This window comes from Dyadobacter sp. CECT 9275 (genome assembly GCF_907164905.1).
Classification (GTDB): Bacteria; Bacteroidota; Bacteroidia; order Cytophagales; family Spirosomataceae; genus Dyadobacter; species Dyadobacter helix.
Genome location: NZ_CAJRAF010000002.1, coordinates 3,729,898 through 3,746,803, shown reverse-complemented (window position 1 = coordinate 3,746,803; position 16,906 = coordinate 3,729,898). Strand labels below are relative to the sequence as shown.

Genomic DNA, 16,906 nt, shown 5'->3' with positions numbered 1-16,906 from the left:
GAAACTTTGTAGGCTTTGGTTTAACAAAAAAATACTGTGATGCGGTGTTCTGCATTTTCATATTCATATTGAATTTTGAGCTGGTATAACTGGGTAATTTGTTTGACTAATGCAAGCCCTAGTCCCGTGGTTTTAGATGCATCGTCACCTTTTTTAAACCTTTCAAAAAGCTTCTCAGGATCATCTTTGATTTCATTACCTGTGTTAACAATCATCAGTTTTTCGGTGTTCAACTCCACATGAATCCTGCCATTAGGGATATTATGTATTACGGCGTTACCTACCAGGTTGCTAAGTAGGATTTCAAAAAGAGAAAGATTCGCTACAATGATTATTTGTGGTTGAATGGATTTTGTCAATTTCGGGAAATGTTCATAGTGTTCATGATAATTTTCAAGAATTTTTTCAATGACCTGTGAAACATCGACCTGTTCCACTTGTGGGAACTGATTGTTATCGATCTTGGCCAGTAATAATAGGCTTTTGTTTAATTGGCTCAATCTCTCGTTAGCCGCTGTTATGTCGGCCAATAAAACTGCCGTTCTTTCGGTTAAAGCCGGATCATTGATAAGAAACTCAATTTTTGATCGGATAATAGCCACAGGGGTCTGCATCTCATGGGATGCATTCTCAACAAATTGTTTTTGATTCGTATATACTTTGTTCACTTTTCCCACCAGGTCATTCAGCTCATGATTCAGTTGATTGAATTCGGCAATTCCAGTCTGGGAGTCCAGATGCATTGAAGGGTTACGTACCAAATCATACGCAGCGGCTTTTTTCAGTGTAAGAAAAAATGGTTGCCAAAGCACACGCGAGCTCCTTCGGTTGACAATTACGATGGCTAAAAGCAGAAATAAAAGGATAGCGATTTCTGCAAGAAAGACCTTAATAATTAAGTGTGAAACTTCTTTGGAAGAAACATAAGTCGTTAGCCTATAGGGCTCCCCCTTCCAATTCATTTGTCTTGTCAGTATTGCAAATTCGACGAACTGTTTTTTTTCGTGATCAAATAAACTGGTATCGCGTGGCTGATTAGGCAAGTCGTTAATAACACGCTTATTGGCATCGATATCATACTCGCCTGCAATATGCAGAACCATAGATTCAGGGTGTAGCGTGAAAGCTTTCCATATGTTAGCTTGTTTTAGATCCAGCTGCTTTTCCCGCATGTGGTGCGCATGGAAAACAAGCATAACATAAAATAGTGCCGAGCCAACAAGCAGCACAAGTGGCAGCCATATGAAAAGATACCGGGTGTTTTTTTGTTCCAGCGTTTTGGTCATATAGAAAGCTTATAACCTAGTCCGTACACCGTTTGAAGCAAATCTCCACAACCTTTTTCTTTCATTTTTTTCTTCAGATTTTTTACATGTGAGTATACAAAATCAAAGGAGGCGAGATTGTCTGTTTCTTCTCCATATATATGTTCAGCAATGGCTTGTCTGCTTACTACACGGTTTTTATTGGTGAGCATAAAAAGCAGCAGGTCATACTCGTTTTTGGTAAGAACTACTTGTTTTCCACCCCATTCAACCGTTTTTAAAAGTAAATTTACTTTCATATGGCTGATTTCAAGTGTATCCGAACCGGACGCATATTGACGCCGTATCAGTGATTTCACCCTGGCAAACAGTTCGGACAAATGAAAAGGTTTCGTGAGATAGTCATCCGCGCCCAGATCCAGGCCAGCAATTTTATCGTCCAGTGAGCTTCGGGCAGAAATAATGATTACACCTTCACTTTTCTTGTTTTTTCTAAGATATTTTAGAAGCTCTAGGCCGCTACCACCAGGAAGGTTAATGTCCAGGATAATGCAATCATATTGAAAGTCCTCCATTTTTTCAATACCTTGCCTATAAGAACCCGCTCCTTCACATAAAAAGTCTTCCTGCGTAAAGTATTCAACAATACTTTGCAGCAAGCTTTCTTCATCTTCGATAACCAGTAATTTCATCTACGGTTTTTTGCTAAGGTAATGGTCAATTTTGGAGAAAGTTTGACGGTGTGAATTTCATTAGAATATTACACCCGTTTCTTTAAAAACCCTTTTATATCTACCCCAGCGTACTTTAAAATCTTGTAAAGTGTAGGTTGGCTTTTTATTTTGAACATCTCTCGGATTTCATCCGTACTCCGGTTGTTCTTTTCATAAATCTCCTTGACCTCAGGTGCGATTTTTCGATAGCGCTCACTTAATCCTTCTGGCCTTCCCCCGGATCTGCCACGTGCACGGGCTGACTCCAGACCAGCTTTTGTTCTCTCGCGGATAATGTTGCGCTCGTGTTCGGCAAGCACACACATAAATTGAAAAAATAGATTACCAGTGGCCGTGCTGGTGTCAATAGATTCAGAAAGTGATTTAAGATTTACTCCTTTATTTTTCAACTCTTCTATTAGCTCAATGAGCTTAATGGTGCTGCGCCCAAGCCGGTCCAGTTTCCAAATTACAATGGTGTCACCTGGCCGTGCATACTCCATCAATTTTTCAAAGTTTGGCTTGGTAGCCTTTACTCCGGAGACCTTATCGGTAAAGACCTGCTTGCATCCCTCTTTTTTTAGGGCGTCCAGCTGAAGGTCCAGATTTTGTTCCTGGGTAGAGACCCGGGCGTATCCTAATTTGATCATTTGTTTACAAAACTTGTTAAAATCAAATATATTACATTTAGTTTAATTATATGGCAATATAAATAATTGAATTGTAAGAAATATCGGGGTTTGGAGTTATGTAAAAATACGGTCGTTAAAATACATAGGTGATATGGCTAGAAAAGAATATCTGACACCGGAAGAACGAACCAGGTTTGATAACCCGCCCCAACTCCTGAGCGAGCAAAAGGGACTGTTTCTTCAAATTCCGGAATGGGCAAGCGCCTATCTAAAAACTTTGCAAACGCCAACAACACAGGTCGGTTTTCTGTTGCAGCTCGGGTATTTCCGTGTAGTTAGTCGCTTTTTTCTGTCTAACCGATTTATTCAGGCTGACATTAACTATATCGTCAGTGGAATAATGGTTGATCCTAATCAGATTGATTTTACAGATTATTTCAGAACCACCTATTTCCGCCATCAAGAAGAGATACTCAAGCAACTAGGCTATACAGGTTATGATAAAGATGCTTCTCAGCTGATATCCCAGGAAATGAAAAGGCTGGTTTCGCTCCGGACCGAACCGGTTCTTATAATGGAATCAGTAATAACCTTTTTGGATGGACATCGTATCGAAATACCGCCATATGCCACACTAAGAGCTTTACTTGAAAAGTCATTTAGGCAATTTGAGCAAGATTTGGAGGCAATTATGGTTCAGTATCTTCAACAGGAGGACAAAAATTTACTGGATTCTTTGCTTGTGCAACATGATTCTTATCAACAGGAAGAGAAAAAACATGTGAAAGTCCAGAGATATCAGCTTACATTTTTTAAAAGGATTACCCAGTCCATGCAGCCATCCGTAATCAAAGGAAGAATAGACAATTTTGTCCGGTTGAAGGAAATGTACTTCCAACTATTGCCCATCATCACCAGGCTTAATCTTCCGGAAGAAACAATAAAGTTTTATGCTGAATATGTGATTGATAACCAGATATTCCAGGTTGCCGACCGGGACAATACCCGCTACCTGCTGCTGGTCTCATTCATAATCCACCAGTACTACCAATTGGGTGACGCGCTTGTGCTCACTTTTAACCAGGCTGTTACCAGTGCCGTAAACGATTGTGAGAATAAAATCAAGGAAAGCCTGTTTGAAAACAGGATGAATACCTCACGTTTAGTGAGCTCCGTTTCTATCCGAAGCGTTACGCATATTGATGTTTTGAGCGAAGTGGAGCGGATTATCCATGATCAGGTAATGGAAGCAAGCCAGAAAGTAGAACTGATTGATGAGCTATTAAGAAAACGGAAGGTTTCTTCTCAGGTACTTTTGGAAGATCAGCAAAGGTTGAATAATTTGAAACTGGTCAATCAGCGGATCAGTGACCGGGAGGACTATTACCAAGCGCTCGAAAAAGGGTCATTGCGTCTACAAATCCGCGTATCTGACTTAATCAAAGTCCTGGCATTTGATTTTGAAACATCCCAGAAACAATTGCTGGATGCCATTGATTATTTTCAAATGAAGGATGGCAATATACAGCAGCACAACAGTGTACCGATTGATTTCTTATCTCTTGAAGAAAAGCAACGCGTGATAACCCCAGATGGTAAAATCAGGATATCACTTTATAAAGTATTGTTGTTCAGAGAAATGCGCGACCATATCCGGGCAGGTGCTTTAAATGTCCGATCCTCGTATTTGTACCGGTCTTTTGAAGAATACATGATTACAAAACTACAATGGGTTAAGGATAAGGATTTTCTTTTAAAACGGGCATCACTAAGCCATCTGCAAAAGCCTGCTCCAATTTTGTTAAAACTGAATGAAGAATTAAATTTTCAGTTTAGGCTTGTCAATCAACACATAGGTAATGGACAGAACCAGCAGGTATATGTTGATGCAGAAGGGCAATGGCATATGCACCGGTACAAACCTGACGAAAATGAAATTGAGGATCCACAGAACCTATACCCACAAACCAGGGCTGTGTCGTTGTTGGAAGTTTTAACAACAATTGACCAGATTAGCGGATTCAATACTGCTTTTCAGCATAAGGGTATTGATTATTTGCCGCCTAGACCAGCGGAAAAGCTATTTTTTGCTACTATTATCGGATTGGGCTGCAACATTGGCATCCCTAAAATGTCAATGATTTCTAAGAATATAGCAGCCAATGCATTACAAACGACTTCGGTTCAGTACTTTTCACCTGATATGACTTTGAAGGCCAATGACCTGGTTGTCGAATTCAGCAACAAGCTGCCTTTGACTGACAAGTTCCGGATTCACCCTGGTTTTATCCATACGAGCAGTGACGGGCAAAAATATGACGTTTCCGTTGCATCGTTAAGAGCAGCATGGTCATTTAAATATTTTGGTAATGGAAAAGGTGTAACCGTATACTCTCATTTGGACGAAGCAGGTCAGCTTTTCTATTCAACAGCATTCAGTTCATCGGATCATGAAGCACCCTATATGATTGATGGCCTGATGCATAACCGTGTGATCCAATCCGACGCACATTCGACAGATACAGGCGGGTTTTCTGAGATCATATTTGCTATTACTGCTTTGCTCGGAATAGCCTTCCGCCCCAGGCTTGCCAAAATCCATGAGCATAATTTGTTCTCGATTGATTCAGTCACAACCTACCGGGACTTTGGATACCAGGTAAAGCCAGATTCAAAGATAAACTTTGAACTGATTATCGAGCACTGGGATGAGATTTTAAGGTTTATTACAACGATAAAGCTGGGCTACTCAAAAGCGTCCACATTGATTAGGAGACTGAATTCCTATTCCAGGCAGCACCCACTTTATAAAGCACTTAAAGAACTTGGCAGGATTTACAAAACCCTTTATATACTTCAGTATATGGATCAGCCAGCTGTCCGTAAATCCGTTGAAAGGGTTTTGAGCAAAGTTGAGAACAGTAATAAGTTCGCCAAAGCAATATCCCACGGCAACAATCAACAGCTGATCGGGGCCACATACCGCGAACAGCTTACGGCAGAAGGCTGCAAAAGGTTGATCGCCAATTCAATTAACTGTTGGAACCTGCTTCACTTATCAGGAAGTCTGGCAGAATGTAAGAAACCGGCAGACCGGGAAGTATTATTAAAAAACATACTGGCCACATCTACCCACAGCTGGGAACATATCAATATGCTTGGAGAATATGACTTTTCAGAAAAAGTAGATTTTCAAGCCTTCAATCTCGATGAAATCTTCAAAGATGGCGCTGAGATTTGAATACAGTTGATCTACTCCCCGTCAATTTTGCTACGCGAAACCCGCGGTACTTTTGGTTCTAACTTTTAATTTAACCCCCCTTTTCAGATGTTGAATTATAAAGAAGATGTATTGACCCAGCGTTTTTATTTTTTAAATGCGGTTTACACCGTTTTGTTTATTGTGCTGAGTTATAAAGACTTTACCAAACGATTTCGTGGATAATTACGCCCAGATCCTGTGCGCTCACTACCAAATAATTACGATTGTACCTGCATCAATCATCAACGCGCCAAAGATTGTTTTAGGTTCGATTGGCTCTTTCAGAATCAAGATAGATAATCCGATGGCAATGGCGACGCTGAGCTTGTCAATCGGTGGGACCTTTGAAACATCCCCTGTTTCCAATGCTTTGAAGTAAAATATCCATGACAGGCCTGTTGCAATTCCTGACAATACAAGGAAAATGAGGTTCGTCCGGCTAATGTCTTTGACCTCCTTGATTTGGCCGCTGAAAAGAACAATTCCCCAAGCGATGAACAGAATCACAATGGTTCGGACAGCAGTAGCCACATTACCACTGATACCTTTGACACCCACTTTTGCCAAGATAGCAGTAGCTGCCGCAAACAAGGCAGAAAGCAAAGCATAGTATTTCCACATAGTTGGGCCTGATAAAATGATGAATTGTAAAGTACAAAATTCAACTGCATAACGGAATTCAAAAAGAATTCAAAATCGGCTGATAGGTTTATTGTTAAAATGGGATTTCGAATGCCCGTGGCGACACCTTCAAATCTGCTTACTTTAATGAAAACTGATTCCCTGTTGGATCAAATTAAAGCTTTTGTTTCGGCTCAATTATCAGCCTGTGGTAACGAGCTGGCCTACCATAACCTAAACCATACGTTAAGCGTGGTAAAAAATGCTTCACGAATTGCTGAATACTATCAGCTAGCTGATTCTGAACGGTTTGTGGTTATTGCCGCCAGTTGGTTTCATGACCTGGGTTATGTGAACGGTGACCCGCAGGGCCATGAGCAGCGGGGCACTTCGATTTTCCGTGAATTCGCAAACAGTTTATTCATTGAGGATAACCTTATAGAGCTTGTCATTGGGTGCATCCTGGCAACCACGCTACCACAAAAGCCTAACAATTTGTTAGAATCTATCGTCTGCGATGCGGACTTATATCATTTTGGTACAACGGAGTTTGCCGGAAAAGATGCCTTAATGCGAGAGGAAACCAGGCGCAGGTTGAAAACAGATATCCCTGCTGCCAGTTGGCTAGCAGGATCCGCAAAGCTGCTACGGTCTCACCAGTTTTGCACTGCCTATTGTCAGGACAGACTAGCTGCTCAAAAGCAGGAAAATTTCAGGCAATTGGAAGCACGGATACAAGCAAGCTCCAAAGCAGATCAATAAGCCAGCTTGTGTTTCCGGCTTGCCTTTCCCCATTTGTACTGATGTGTCCAGTATGCCACTTTCATGGATAAATATCCAATACCAGCGCCAACGAGCACATCGTTGATGTAATGCCGGTTGTTGGCCACCCGCAGGATTCCTACGGACGAAGCTACTGTGTAGGAGGCATAGGGCATCCATGGAAATCGGTCTTTATATTCTTCATTCAAAAAAGTGGCTGCTGCAAAGGCCTGCGTGGTATGGCCCGAGGGGAACGAATTGTAGCTGCTGCCATCAGGCCGGAGCGTATGAGTGGCAGACTTTAATAGGGTGACAGTTGTCAGTGCCATCGCTTCTCCTTTGATCAGGATCACAGTCCGGTTAATAAGATCTGTTTTAGAATGCACGCCAAAGGCGTCAAGGCCATAGGCAACTACCAGTGGTGAAAATTGAAGATAGTCATCAACTTTGGTGCGGAACCGGGGAATGAGGTGGTTCCGTTCTTCGGCCACTTCGTTTCTAATGGCTTCTTCGGAATGCCCTGTTGATAACAAGCCACCGATAATCAGCGAAGCGGGCGGATAAAATGACCGGAGTGTAACGGGTTTTCGGGCCGGCAGTGTATCACCTGGCATCACAGATGAAGCACTCGCCCAGCTGGACAAAACAATAAGGATTATGAATGCACGCATGTTTAGTGATGGCACGTGTTGATGAAGGTTAAAATTTGAAACTGTAACCAGCCCGGATAAGCTGGGTCTCGTAATAATCCCGGCTGGTGTAATGAAAGCCGTCGCCGTAAACTGTTTTGCGAATAATGAGCGTTCCGAAAAGATCGGTTGCATTCACAAACAGCTCGCCTTTACGCAACTGGCGTTTTGCCCCCGCATCAACGGAGAAACGGTAACCGGTTCGGCCCTGCGGGACGATGTCAGGTGCCTGGTATATAACTGCTACCTGAAACTCAGTCTTTTTTCCTTTTAATAATGCATTGACTTTTGCACTGCCGGAGGTAAGCTGCTGCCTGGCGGCGCGGTATACCGAACGGACCGGATACAGGTTTTCCACTGTAAATGCATCAATGCTGTTACGATAAAGATTGCCATTGACATTAAGTGAGAACCACGGGGCCAAATCCTGCTGCCACACTAGCTCACCACCCGTATTGTAGCTTCTGCCCGCATTTTGAAAAATATTGTAAATCAATGTGCTGCCGGGCACGGTTGTCCCAATCCGTGTAATGGTACCATTGGTCTGCTTATGATAAGCTGCTGCATAGAATGACCCACTGGCCCAGCTGGTTTTGTATCCTGCCTCCAAGGAGCTGGTGAATTGTGGTTTCAATGCAGGATTACCGATTTTAATGATTTCGGCATCGTCGTATTTTGGGAAAATACGGATATCCACTTCGTTAGGCCGGTCGACACGGCGGTTATAGAAAAGGGAAATTTTATCATGCTCATTAAGCTTATAAGCCAGGCGCACATTAGGGAAAGGCTTGGCATAGGAATACCCATCGCTTTTGTAAGTAGGGTGCGTGGGGTTAACCGTGTAGCGCAGATTGATATACTCTACCCGTAGACCCGCTTCCAGCTCGAACTTGCGGTTTTCAAAAACATAGTTTCCATACAAGGCGGGAATCGTTTCCTTGTAATTGGCCCACCCGCCTGCAAGACTATCAAGAGGCGAATTCAGGCCCGGGAAAAACTGCATATTGGTCGGGATAAATCGCCTGCGCAGTTTCAATCCACCTTCAAAGCGGCCATATCGCAAGGGCCGGATATAGTCTGCATTCAAATCGAACACATTCTCGTCCGAAAGCAGTTTGAATGCATCCTGACCAGTGAAATCGGGCATCATGTTGGTAAAAAAATACTTTTCATCTTCCCGGTGAAATGTATAGTTAAAGCCAATATTGAGCAACCGGCCTGGTTGTGCATATCTGTGTTGGTAGGAGGCTGTTGCGGTAACCGTTGTTTTCAATTCATCTTCCAGAAACTGCCAGAGACGCCGCCGCTCGGTAAGATCTGCATTGAAAAAAGGCTGGTCTCCTCGGTCCAGGATCTTCTCCCTGCTGAATAGGGCGGAAACCGACAATGCATTTTGCTCATTCCAGTTCCAATCTATGCCCGCTTTGGATGTTACCACATTCGTGCTGCGGTTGCGCTTTAACTGCTGCCGTATTGTATCGCCCGAATCATAGTAACGGTCAGTAAATTCGTTCTTGTTCAGCGTAGGCGTGTGAAGGTAATCGCCCTGAAAAAAGATGTTCACTTTTTCTTTTTGTAATTCAGGGCTACGGAGGGGTTTAGTTTCAGCGTATTGCGCGACTGAGGACGAATGCCGGGGAAATTCTCTTTTCGCACCCACAATGCGCCAAGTCCTGTGGTCAAGCCGATCTTTCCGTTAAAGCCTTCTTGTTTGTTCTTTTTGTAAATGATGTTGATGATACCCGCGTTGCCATTGGCATCATACCGGGCAGAAGGGTTATTGATGATCTCAATCCTTTCAATCGCTGATGCAGGGATGTTATCAAGACTGGTCTGGTTTCCAAAACCGGTCAGAGCCGTTTGCCTGCCATCAACCAATACGGCGACCTTGTCGCTCCCGCGTAGCATCACCTTGCCGTCTTCACCAGCCGTCACACCAGGCAGATTTTTGAGTGCTTGCAGAATCGACCCACCACTTTGGCTGATGTTTTTGCTGATATCGAAAACTTTCCGATCAAGACGGGCATCCACGCCATCGGCCTGAGCCCCGGTGACAGTCACTTCCTGCAAAACCTGGGCGTTTTCACTCATTTCAAGCACGCCTAGGTCAAGAAAAGCGCTTAATGCGCCTACCGTGACTGGCATTTTAATTGTTTGGAAACCCAGGGAAGCACATTCTACCAAGTAATTTCCGGGTGCAATATCGGATAGTGTAAAACGTCCATCGGAAGCTGTGATAGTGCCTGTCACAAACGCGCTGTCCTTTGCAGTTTTCAAAATCACGTTAACAAAAGGCAGCATTTCCTTCTTAGGAAGCGAAGAGACCTGTCCCGACAGTGTGACCTTACTCACCTGCGCCTGGGCGCTGTGCAGCACCGCCATCAATACGAGCAGGATTAATGATTTTTTGAATGCCATTCAGATTCGTTTCGTTTGATCTGATGGCGAAAGTCCACATTGATTTGGAAGAAATTTAGAATTTTAGAAGCTGACAGTAAAATGATGATGGCTGCAGTCGAAATCATACGCGATCTGCCAGTTGTAGCGCTCACAGATCTCACGGGCGATAGCAAGTCCAAGCCCACTACCAGCGTGCTCAGAGGATGCCTGCGCAAACCGCCGGAAAAGGTTTTGCTCATCAAGCGGTGATGTGCCCGTGTTTGCAAATATTAGTTTGCGCTGTTCCGCGCGTATGGAAACACTGCCACCTGCCGGGGTGTGGCGCAACGAGTTCACAAGCAGGTTTGTAATCAGGATTTCCAAAAGCATCGGATTGGCCTGCAAAGTCATTTCACTTACTTGCTGAATGTAGCGAATGCCGCTGCTTTCAAACCTGTCGGCAAATTGCACGCTCAGCGCAGTAAGCAATGTCGGTAAGGAAATGTCCTGCTGCCCGTCAAACTGTGCATGCTCGATTTTTGCCAGGAGTAAAAGGTTTTTATTGATCCTTGTGACGCGGTTAATGGCCTGATAGGCATCTTCAAGGATCTGCATTTGCGACTGGTCGAGCGAGCGACTTTGCAGCAGCAGGTCGAGCTTGGATTTGATGATTGCTAATGGTGTTTGCAGCTCGTGGGAGGCATTTTCAGTAAATTCCTTTTGTTGTCTGTACGAGGCTAAACTTGCTTCCATAAGCCTGTCAAGGCTTTGATTCAGGTCAGTAAATTCGGTTACTTGTGAAACAGGTAATGCTGCCGGTTTACCACCTTCCAATCTAAAAGCATGGAGACTGGCCAGTGTTTCATAAAATGGCCGCCAGACGCGCAGTGAAGTCTTGCGGTTTAGGTAAACAAAGCCGGCCAATAGCAGGATAAAGAAGAAAATAGTAACTGCTGCGATCGCCAGGATCGTTTCGTCGATTTCTTCCATATTGGTTTCAATCAGGACCCGCAGGAGTGTTCCATTCACCCGGATATCGGTCGTCAAACATCGAAACTGTTCACGGTCATTCATGAAAGTATCAAACCGGATAAGCGTGTAACTGCTGTCGGGACTGGGCGCAGCAGTTTGGGTAAATGAAAATCCCGGCTGCACTTTATCTAACATATTGATCATTTCACTCACCGAGCTGTCTGGAAGATCCATGCTGGTCAGTCTTTTTTCAAGTTTTTCGCGGATCGCATAATGGTGTTTATCCAGTTCATTTTCCCAGATCCAGTTGATGGTCAAAAAATAAACGGGAATGCTTATGATCAGTACGACCATCGCATAAATCACCAGCGGGCGAAGGCTTTGGTCCAGCAATTTTTTCATCCTTCCCATTTGTAGCCAGTCGCGTAAATCGTTTTGAGATAATTACCGTAACCAGCTTCGGTCAATTTCTTTTTAAGGTTTTTTACATGCGCGTAAACAAAATCATGGTTATCAAACATATCGGCAATGTCGCCAGACAAATGCTCAGCCAATGCGCTTTTGCCGATCACACGGTTTTTATTGCTGATAAAATACAATAGCAGATCCAGCTCCTTGCGGGTTAATGAAACTACCGCTCCATTGACAGTCACAACCCTTGATGACAAATCTACTTTCAGCTCGTTTTGCACAACATTGTTTTGGTTGGCAAAGCTCCTGCGCCGGATGACTGAGTAAATGCGCGCTGCCAGTTCAGGTAAATGGAAGGGCTTAGCCAGATAATCGTCCGCGCCTGCATGAAGGCCTCTGATTTTGTTTTCGTAGTCGTTCTTGGCTGAAATAATAATTACCCCGTCCTGCTGACCTTGTTCTTTAAGGATGTCAAGAATATCCAGCCCGTCGCCGCCAGGCAGCATTAAGTCTAAGAGGATACATTCATAGCGGTATAGCTCGACCTTTTCCCTTGCCAGCGCCCATGTGCCGGCATATTCGCACAGGTAATCCTGCGCCGATAGGTAGGCTCCAATGTCGGCAGCAAGTTCGGGTTCATCTTCTATGATCAGGATTTTCATTTCGGAAATTTACCGCTATGATTTGGAATTCTTTTAGAAGAGAATCTTGACTGCTGATGCTGACTAATAGTTGTTATCAAAAGTGATAGATTACATCTTTTAATCCATTGTAGATTGTCGGGGTAAAATAGTCTGCGACAAACCTATCTAGTCAGCACGCACCTTTCTATTGGATTGCCGGGGCAGCGTTATAAACCTTTGATCCGGTTGTCGAAAGGATACTTGTAAGCTTTAAGGTTTAGTGAACAGTACTGAATACAACTCACTGATCAGTAGAACCCAAAAGTATAACTTCCCCAATAGCTTTGCCAGTCGGCTTCTTTATTTTTGCCACTTGCGATCATGTGTACGGTGCTTATCATCCATTTACCGGTTTGATCAATGGGAAAAGAAACCAGTCCGGCTTTGTCGCTTCGGAGTTTTTCATGCGTTGTTTTGCCGTCGACCATATGCCAGGCAAGTACTAATGCGTTGTTCAAAGGCTTATTGTCAAAGAGGATCTTGAAAGTGATTGGAGCTTTTGATTTTTGTGCGTAGGGTTTTTTTTTAGGTATGATTTCCAGTTTCATTCCTGTATTGACTGCGTAAGAACCGTCTAATTTATTACCTACCTGTACCAACGTTTTGACGCAGCGTTGATACAGTTCCCTTCCCGGCTGCAAGGTATCGTTCTTGTCCTGCCGAAGCTTTGCAACATTGTCCAGGCCCTCCGTCCGAAGATATTCATTGAACTTGCTGGCTTCTAGCTGAATAAACTTGTTGGTATTGTTAAAAGCGACTAGTTGGCTGCCTTCTTGCTGAAAAGATATTTCAATACTACTAAGGCTATCACCGTAAACTTTGGTGCGAATATCCTGTTTTTCACCATTTGAGTAATGGTCTAATTTTGAAATTTTGTATTTGTGCCCATTAGTATGTTGCCCCTGATAGTCTTCACCGACCATCAAGTCAATGCGTACTTTTTCATTTATTTTGAGCCAAAACTTTACGGGTTCAAGCCAGAATTCGTGGGCAAATGCTATTGAGCAAACTAGCAATGATGCAATCAGGGGAAGTGTCCTTATTATTTTCATATATATGACTTTGCCGCGCAATTTAAGCGATATCTTAGCACTATTGATTTGATCCAAGGCCCTTAGCTTGAATTGACATTGTAAATGATAAGTCCAAACGGCCTTATGTGCCTCATTATGAATTCGTTTGTAATTCGCAATTAATAAATCATTTAAAATTAGTAGCTCCGTTGCTTGACCGTGGACTATACTCCACGGTTTATCTTTGCTTAAAAAAGTCATGAAAACAATCCCGTTAAGTGGGCTTCTTTGGCTGATAACCTTGGCCTGCCTGGGACAAACAGTAAAGGAAATGGAGCATACAGCAAAGCTGAAAGAGAAAATTGCACTTGCCTGTAAATTGACAGATAAGGACCAGATCAAGCGTATGCAGCAGTTGCACCAAACGCTATTTAAGAAGATAGATAAAACTATCGAGGAACCAACCAGCTACGAATTGGTTTTCGATAATGCTGATAGTACCCTGAGCAAAGATTTGTTCGACTTCATCCAATTTGAGCGTTTATGTTGCCCCTGGCTGAATTTCCAATTGACGTACCAGCCAGGCGAAGGGCCTGTTTCCTTAAAGATGGGCAATTCAGTTGAGACAAAGGAAATGGTGTACCTGGTTATGGAACTCGACAAGTTGCCCAAACCCCGTTGAGCATTTCAAAAGGAGTATTATTTCATACCTTTGCTCTCTGAAAATCAACACTATGAAAATATCAGCTCTGGTTTTGGCTTGCTATGTTTTGCTGCTATCGTTTTTACCTGCGATAGGGGCAAGTAGCGGCTATACTCCTGCCAAAAAGAGCTGCATGCAGTGCTGTAAAAAGAAATCCAAATCAATCCCAAATAAAGACACGGCTGACAAAGAGCTATCTAACCCATTTTTTGGGTGCTCTGCCTGTGCAGCTTTACTGGCTGCTGAATTCAACATTCAGGTTAACCAACAATTAACCGCTTTTACAGCATGTTCTGCAAAAGTCCAGAAGCTTTACCATTCCCCTCATTTTGACTTTTGGCACCCACCACGGTTGGTATAATCTGCTATGAGCCCCTTGCGGGACTCATATAAATATTTTTACGTAATCCTAAATACTGTTTATGGCTTTACATCATAGATGGCTGTTTTTCCTTTTACTGATTTTAATAGCGGAAAGCAGCTACGGCCAGCCTATACGGATCATCAAGTACCCGGACTTACAGCAAATTCTTGAAACCCCAAACGATTCAATCTTGATCGTTAATTTCTGGGCAACCTGGTGCGCTCCGTGCGTTGCAGAGATACCTCATTTCGAAAAGATCAGCACCCAATATGCTGCCAGCAAAGTGAAAGTCATCCTGGTAAGCCTGGATGCGGCTTCCTTGCTTGAAAAAAAAGTGGAACTATTTATTGCAAGGAAAAGGATTAAATCCGCGCAGGTCGTTTTACTGGACGAGACAGACTACAATGCCTGGATTGATAAAGTATCTTCCGATTGGTCTGGCGCACTACCGTTTACCTTGATTATCAATAAAAAAAACAAATTACGTAAAGGTTTTGAAAGGCCTTTTACGGTAGCTGAGCTTGCCGCTGAGCTAAAACCATTTATTCAATAAAATACGAAAGACATGAAAACAGCATTTTTTTTATGCACGGTGACCGCGACATTCTTGGCCGTTAGCGCCTTTTTAGTTTTACAGCCTGGTTACCAGGTAGGGGATAAGGTTATGGATTTCTCTCTTAAAAATGTGGATGAAAAGACCATCTCACTGGGTTCTGATAAGACCGCGAAAGGGTATGTACTGGTTTTTACCTGCAATACTTGCCCGGTCGCCCAGGCTTATGAGCAGCGGGTGATTGATTTGGATAAGCAGTTTGCCTCCAAAGGCTACCCGGTCATTGCCATCAATGCCAATGACGGTCAGCTTTCACCCGGTGACAGCTATGAAGCTATGAAAAAGCGTTCAGCTGATAAAAAGTACGGTTTCCCTTATTTGATTGATGAAACCCAGCAGGTAGCTAAAACATTTGGTGCTACACATACCCCTACCGTTTTCGTTGTCCAGCGTCAGGGAAGCGATTTTATTATCAAGTACATTGGGGCGATTGATAACAATGCCCAGGATGGAGGGCAGGCAAGCCAGAAATATGTTCAAAATGCTGTCAATGAACTGCTAGCTGGTCAGCCAGTGGCTGTTCCGACTGCAAAAGCGATTGGCTGTGGAATTAAATGGAAGAAGGCATAAACCAGTGCGCCCCGATTTAGGGGCGCTCTTTGTTTTTGTATTTACTGCCGGGGTGCATAATAAATGATGCAAACGCCAACCAAGGCAATGGCAGCTCCAATCAGATCGTATTTGTCTGGCCTAAACCCATCGACCTGCCAAGCCCAGATCAGGGCCATCACAATGAAGATACCGCCATATGTGGCATAAACCCGGCCAAAGCCAGCTGGTTGAAGCGTAGCGACCACACCGTATAAAGCCAGGATGATCCCACCCACGATGCCATACCAAACCGGCTTATCCTCTTTGAGCCACAACCAAACCAGGTATCCCCCTCCAATTTCACAAAGCCCGGCCAAAATGAAGACAAGTAAAGATTTTATGACGACCATTCTTAATGTTGTTGTTTAAATTGTAAAGCTAAACAGTGGAGTATAGTCCACGGTCAATAACCAAATCAAATATATTATGCTGATCGGAGAATTATCAAAACAAGCCGGGTTATCCAGGGATACCATCCGTTTTTACGAAAAACAGGGGCTTATCGCAGTGGGTCGTAAGGAACGTCGCTTTAATAATTATAAAGAGTACTCCCAAGGTACATTGCAAAGGCTTTTGCAGATCAAACGTATTAAAGGATTTGGTTTTACACTGAATGAAGCAGCCGAATTCCTGGATATGATCGAGAATAACCAGGCATCATGTGGAAATGTCTCTGAGAAGATCCTTGAAAAGGTCTCTTTGATAGATCAGAAAATCAATGATTTGGAAGCAATTAAGAAAATCATGATTAATGGTGTAGACAAATGCCTGCAAAAATGCACTCCTAATTTCTCGGATTATAATTGTCCTATGCTGGTAACCGATTTGATTGCAGATAGGTGAAACTTTCCCAATGATAACATCCCTGCATTATTGGCGGATCATAGATTATATTTATGCTGGTTGAAGCAAAAAGAAACGGTGGTTTTTATGTACTCTCTGATCCACTGATTTTCCTTCTCCTCTAGATCTCAAAAAGACCGATTTCACCGCTTTTGAATTTCATTTTAGTGGTACACCAAAACAAATTACTGCTTATTACAAACTGGTATGTTAAACTGTACTTTGAGATGGTGATTGGATATATACAGGTTTCAAAGACCGAACAGAATCAAGACCTACAATTTGACTCCCTCAAGAAAGGAGGTTGTGAGAAGATTTATCATGAAAAAGGTTTCAGGTACTCCAATGCAGAGACCGGAATATGTTGAGAATGATTTCGGAGCTTCAAAA

Annotated in this window: 18 protein-coding genes; 7 read left to right on the top strand and 11 right to left on the bottom strand. The window is 43.2% G+C overall.

The annotated features are described in order from the left end of the window. Positions 1-20: 20 nt before the first annotated feature. The 3 genes from KOE27_RS23295 to KOE27_RS23285 form a co-directional block, all read right to left on the bottom strand. Positions 21-1,286 carry a sensor histidine kinase gene (locus tag KOE27_RS23295; protein ID WP_082218138.1) on the bottom strand — a complete coding sequence of 422 codons (1,266 nt, stop codon included), beginning with the start codon at positions 1,284-1,286 and terminating at the stop codon, positions 21-23. After that, on the bottom strand, positions 1,283-1,957 hold the full coding sequence (locus tag KOE27_RS23290; protein ID WP_082218139.1) for a response regulator transcription factor: 675 nt from the start codon (positions 1,955-1,957) through the stop codon (positions 1,283-1,285). Before KOE27_RS23290 ends, KOE27_RS23295 begins: the two co-directional genes overlap by 4 nt. Before the next feature lie 68 nt (positions 1,958-2,025). Next, on the bottom strand, positions 2,026-2,628 hold the full coding sequence (locus tag KOE27_RS23285) for a recombinase family protein (RefSeq protein ID WP_304488616.1): 603 nt from the start codon (positions 2,626-2,628) through the stop codon (positions 2,026-2,028). 133 nt (positions 2,629-2,761) lie between these two features. On the opposite strand from KOE27_RS23285, the gene KOE27_RS23280 reads away from it, so the two are divergent. Further along, on the top strand, positions 2,762-5,851 hold the full coding sequence (locus KOE27_RS23280; protein WP_215241149.1) for a Tn3 family transposase: 3,090 nt from the start codon (positions 2,762-2,764) through the stop codon (positions 5,849-5,851). Positions 5,852-6,079: 228 nt separating this feature from the next. Here KOE27_RS23280 and KOE27_RS23275 read toward each other — a convergent pair whose 3' ends face one another. Beyond that, the gene (locus KOE27_RS23275) at positions 6,080-6,493 is read right to left on the bottom strand and encodes an EamA family transporter (protein ID WP_215241148.1); all 414 of its coding nucleotides are present in this window, start codon (positions 6,491-6,493) and stop codon (positions 6,080-6,082) included. A 147-nt stretch (positions 6,494-6,640) separates the two neighbouring features. Here KOE27_RS23275 and KOE27_RS23270 point away from each other — a divergent pair, with 147 nt between their 5' ends. Further along, complete coding sequence (locus KOE27_RS23270; protein ID WP_215241147.1) at positions 6,641-7,255, top strand: HD domain-containing protein; 615 nt, start codon at positions 6,641-6,643, stop codon at positions 7,253-7,255. Here KOE27_RS23270 and KOE27_RS23265 read toward each other — a convergent pair. The 6 genes from KOE27_RS23265 to KOE27_RS23245 all read right to left on the bottom strand — a co-directional run bounded on the left by KOE27_RS23265 (position 7,249) and on the right by KOE27_RS23245 (position 13,663). Further along, on the bottom strand, positions 7,249-7,926 hold the full coding sequence (locus KOE27_RS23265) for a phosphatase PAP2 family protein (RefSeq protein WP_215241146.1): 678 nt from the start codon (positions 7,924-7,926) through the stop codon (positions 7,249-7,251). The two genes, KOE27_RS23270 and KOE27_RS23265, sit on opposite strands and share 7 nt — an antisense overlap. A gap of 28 nt (positions 7,927-7,954) precedes the next feature. After that, positions 7,955-9,508, bottom strand: coding sequence for an outer membrane beta-barrel family protein (locus KOE27_RS29720; protein WP_229252907.1), 1,554 nt, complete (start codon positions 9,506-9,508; stop codon positions 7,955-7,957). Next, a complete protein-coding gene (locus KOE27_RS29715) occupies positions 9,505-10,362 on the bottom strand; it encodes a TonB-dependent receptor (protein ID WP_229252904.1) in 858 nt (285 codons plus the stop codon). The genes KOE27_RS29720 and KOE27_RS29715 overlap by 4 nt, the downstream gene beginning before the upstream one ends. A gap of 63 nt (positions 10,363-10,425) precedes the next feature. Continuing rightward, positions 10,426-11,697: a sensor histidine kinase gene (locus KOE27_RS23255; RefSeq protein WP_215241145.1), complete on the bottom strand. Its 1,272-nt coding sequence runs from the start codon at positions 11,695-11,697 to the stop codon at positions 10,426-10,428. Continuing rightward, positions 11,694-12,368: a response regulator transcription factor gene (locus KOE27_RS23250; RefSeq protein WP_215241144.1), complete on the bottom strand. Its 675-nt coding sequence runs from the start codon at positions 12,366-12,368 to the stop codon at positions 11,694-11,696. The genes KOE27_RS23255 and KOE27_RS23250 overlap by 4 nt, the downstream gene beginning before the upstream one ends. A gap of 269 nt (positions 12,369-12,637) precedes the next feature. Then, positions 12,638-13,663, bottom strand: a complete 1,026-nt coding sequence (locus KOE27_RS23245) for a DUF4198 domain-containing protein (protein WP_215241143.1) — start codon at positions 13,661-13,663, stop codon at positions 12,638-12,640. Between KOE27_RS23245 and KOE27_RS23240 the strand changes: the two genes are divergently transcribed. The 4 genes from KOE27_RS23240 to KOE27_RS23225 all read left to right on the top strand — a co-directional run bounded on the left by KOE27_RS23240 (position 13,662) and on the right by KOE27_RS23225 (position 15,652). Continuing rightward, entirely contained in the window at positions 13,662-14,084 is a 423-nt protein-coding gene (locus KOE27_RS23240) for a tetraspanin family protein (protein ID WP_215241142.1), read from the top strand. The two genes, KOE27_RS23245 and KOE27_RS23240, sit on opposite strands and share 2 nt — an antisense overlap. A gap of 52 nt (positions 14,085-14,136) precedes the next feature. Further along, the gene (locus KOE27_RS23235) at positions 14,137-14,466 is read left to right on the top strand and encodes a hypothetical protein (RefSeq protein ID WP_215241141.1); all 330 of its coding nucleotides are present in this window, start codon (positions 14,137-14,139) and stop codon (positions 14,464-14,466) included. Positions 14,467-14,527: 61 nt separating this feature from the next. Beyond that, positions 14,528-15,022: a TlpA family protein disulfide reductase gene (locus KOE27_RS23230; protein WP_215241140.1), complete on the top strand. Its 495-nt coding sequence runs from the start codon at positions 14,528-14,530 to the stop codon at positions 15,020-15,022. 12 nt (positions 15,023-15,034) lie between these two features. After that, positions 15,035-15,652 (top strand): thioredoxin family protein, encoded by a 618-nt coding sequence (locus tag KOE27_RS23225; RefSeq protein ID WP_215241139.1) that lies wholly within the window; start codon positions 15,035-15,037, stop codon positions 15,650-15,652. A gap of 41 nt (positions 15,653-15,693) precedes the next feature. Here KOE27_RS23225 and KOE27_RS23220 read toward each other — a convergent pair whose 3' ends face one another. Further along, positions 15,694-16,023, bottom strand: a complete 330-nt coding sequence (locus KOE27_RS23220) for a YnfA family protein (RefSeq protein ID WP_215241138.1) — start codon at positions 16,021-16,023, stop codon at positions 15,694-15,696. Positions 16,024-16,099: 76 nt separating this feature from the next. Between KOE27_RS23220 and KOE27_RS23215 the strand changes: the two genes are divergently transcribed. Continuing rightward, the gene (locus KOE27_RS23215) at positions 16,100-16,516 is read left to right on the top strand and encodes a MerR family transcriptional regulator (RefSeq protein WP_082214150.1); all 417 of its coding nucleotides are present in this window, start codon (positions 16,100-16,102) and stop codon (positions 16,514-16,516) included. The last annotated feature ends 390 nt before the right edge of the window (positions 16,517-16,906 follow it).

What these genes read in the sequence shown, in the direction of transcription:
- KOE27_RS23295 (WP_082218138.1), bottom strand. Translation starts at nt 1,286, where the DNA reads ATGACCAAAACGCTGGAACAAAAAAACACCCGGTATCTTTTCATATGG.
- KOE27_RS23290 (WP_082218139.1), bottom strand. Translation starts at nt 1,957, where the DNA reads ATGAAATTACTGGTTATCGAAGATGAAGAAAGCTTGCTGCAAAGTATT.
- KOE27_RS23285 (WP_304488616.1), bottom strand. Translation starts at nt 2,628, where the DNA reads ATGATCAAATTAGGATACGCCCGGGTCTCTACCCAGGAACAAAATCTG.
- KOE27_RS23280 (WP_215241149.1), top strand. Translation starts at nt 2,762, where the DNA reads ATGGCTAGAAAAGAATATCTGACACCGGAAGAACGAACCAGGTTTGAT.
- KOE27_RS23275 (WP_215241148.1), bottom strand. Translation starts at nt 6,493, where the DNA reads ATGTGGAAATACTATGCTTTGCTTTCTGCCTTGTTTGCGGCAGCTACT.
- KOE27_RS23270 (WP_215241147.1), top strand. Translation starts at nt 6,641, where the DNA reads ATGAAAACTGATTCCCTGTTGGATCAAATTAAAGCTTTTGTTTCGGCT.
- KOE27_RS23265 (WP_215241146.1), bottom strand. Translation starts at nt 7,926, where the DNA reads ATGCGTGCATTCATAATCCTTATTGTTTTGTCCAGCTGGGCGAGTGCT.
- KOE27_RS29715 (WP_229252904.1), bottom strand. Translation starts at nt 10,362, where the DNA reads ATGGCATTCAAAAAATCATTAATCCTGCTCGTATTGATGGCGGTGCTG.
- KOE27_RS23255 (WP_215241145.1), bottom strand. Translation starts at nt 11,697, where the DNA reads ATGAAAAAATTGCTGGACCAAAGCCTTCGCCCGCTGGTGATTTATGCG.
- KOE27_RS23250 (WP_215241144.1), bottom strand. Translation starts at nt 12,368, where the DNA reads ATGAAAATCCTGATCATAGAAGATGAACCCGAACTTGCTGCCGACATT.
- KOE27_RS23240 (WP_215241142.1), top strand. Translation starts at nt 13,662, where the DNA reads ATGAAAACAATCCCGTTAAGTGGGCTTCTTTGGCTGATAACCTTGGCC.
- KOE27_RS23245 (WP_215241143.1), bottom strand. Translation starts at nt 13,663, where the DNA reads ATGACTTTTTTAAGCAAAGATAAACCGTGGAGTATAGTCCACGGTCAA.
- KOE27_RS23235 (WP_215241141.1), top strand. Translation starts at nt 14,137, where the DNA reads ATGAAAATATCAGCTCTGGTTTTGGCTTGCTATGTTTTGCTGCTATCG.
- KOE27_RS23230 (WP_215241140.1), top strand. Translation starts at nt 14,528, where the DNA reads ATGGCTTTACATCATAGATGGCTGTTTTTCCTTTTACTGATTTTAATA.
- KOE27_RS23225 (WP_215241139.1), top strand. Translation starts at nt 15,035, where the DNA reads ATGAAAACAGCATTTTTTTTATGCACGGTGACCGCGACATTCTTGGCC.
- KOE27_RS23220 (WP_215241138.1), bottom strand. Translation starts at nt 16,023, where the DNA reads ATGGTCGTCATAAAATCTTTACTTGTCTTCATTTTGGCCGGGCTTTGT.
- KOE27_RS23215 (WP_082214150.1), top strand. Translation starts at nt 16,100, where the DNA reads ATGCTGATCGGAGAATTATCAAAACAAGCCGGGTTATCCAGGGATACC.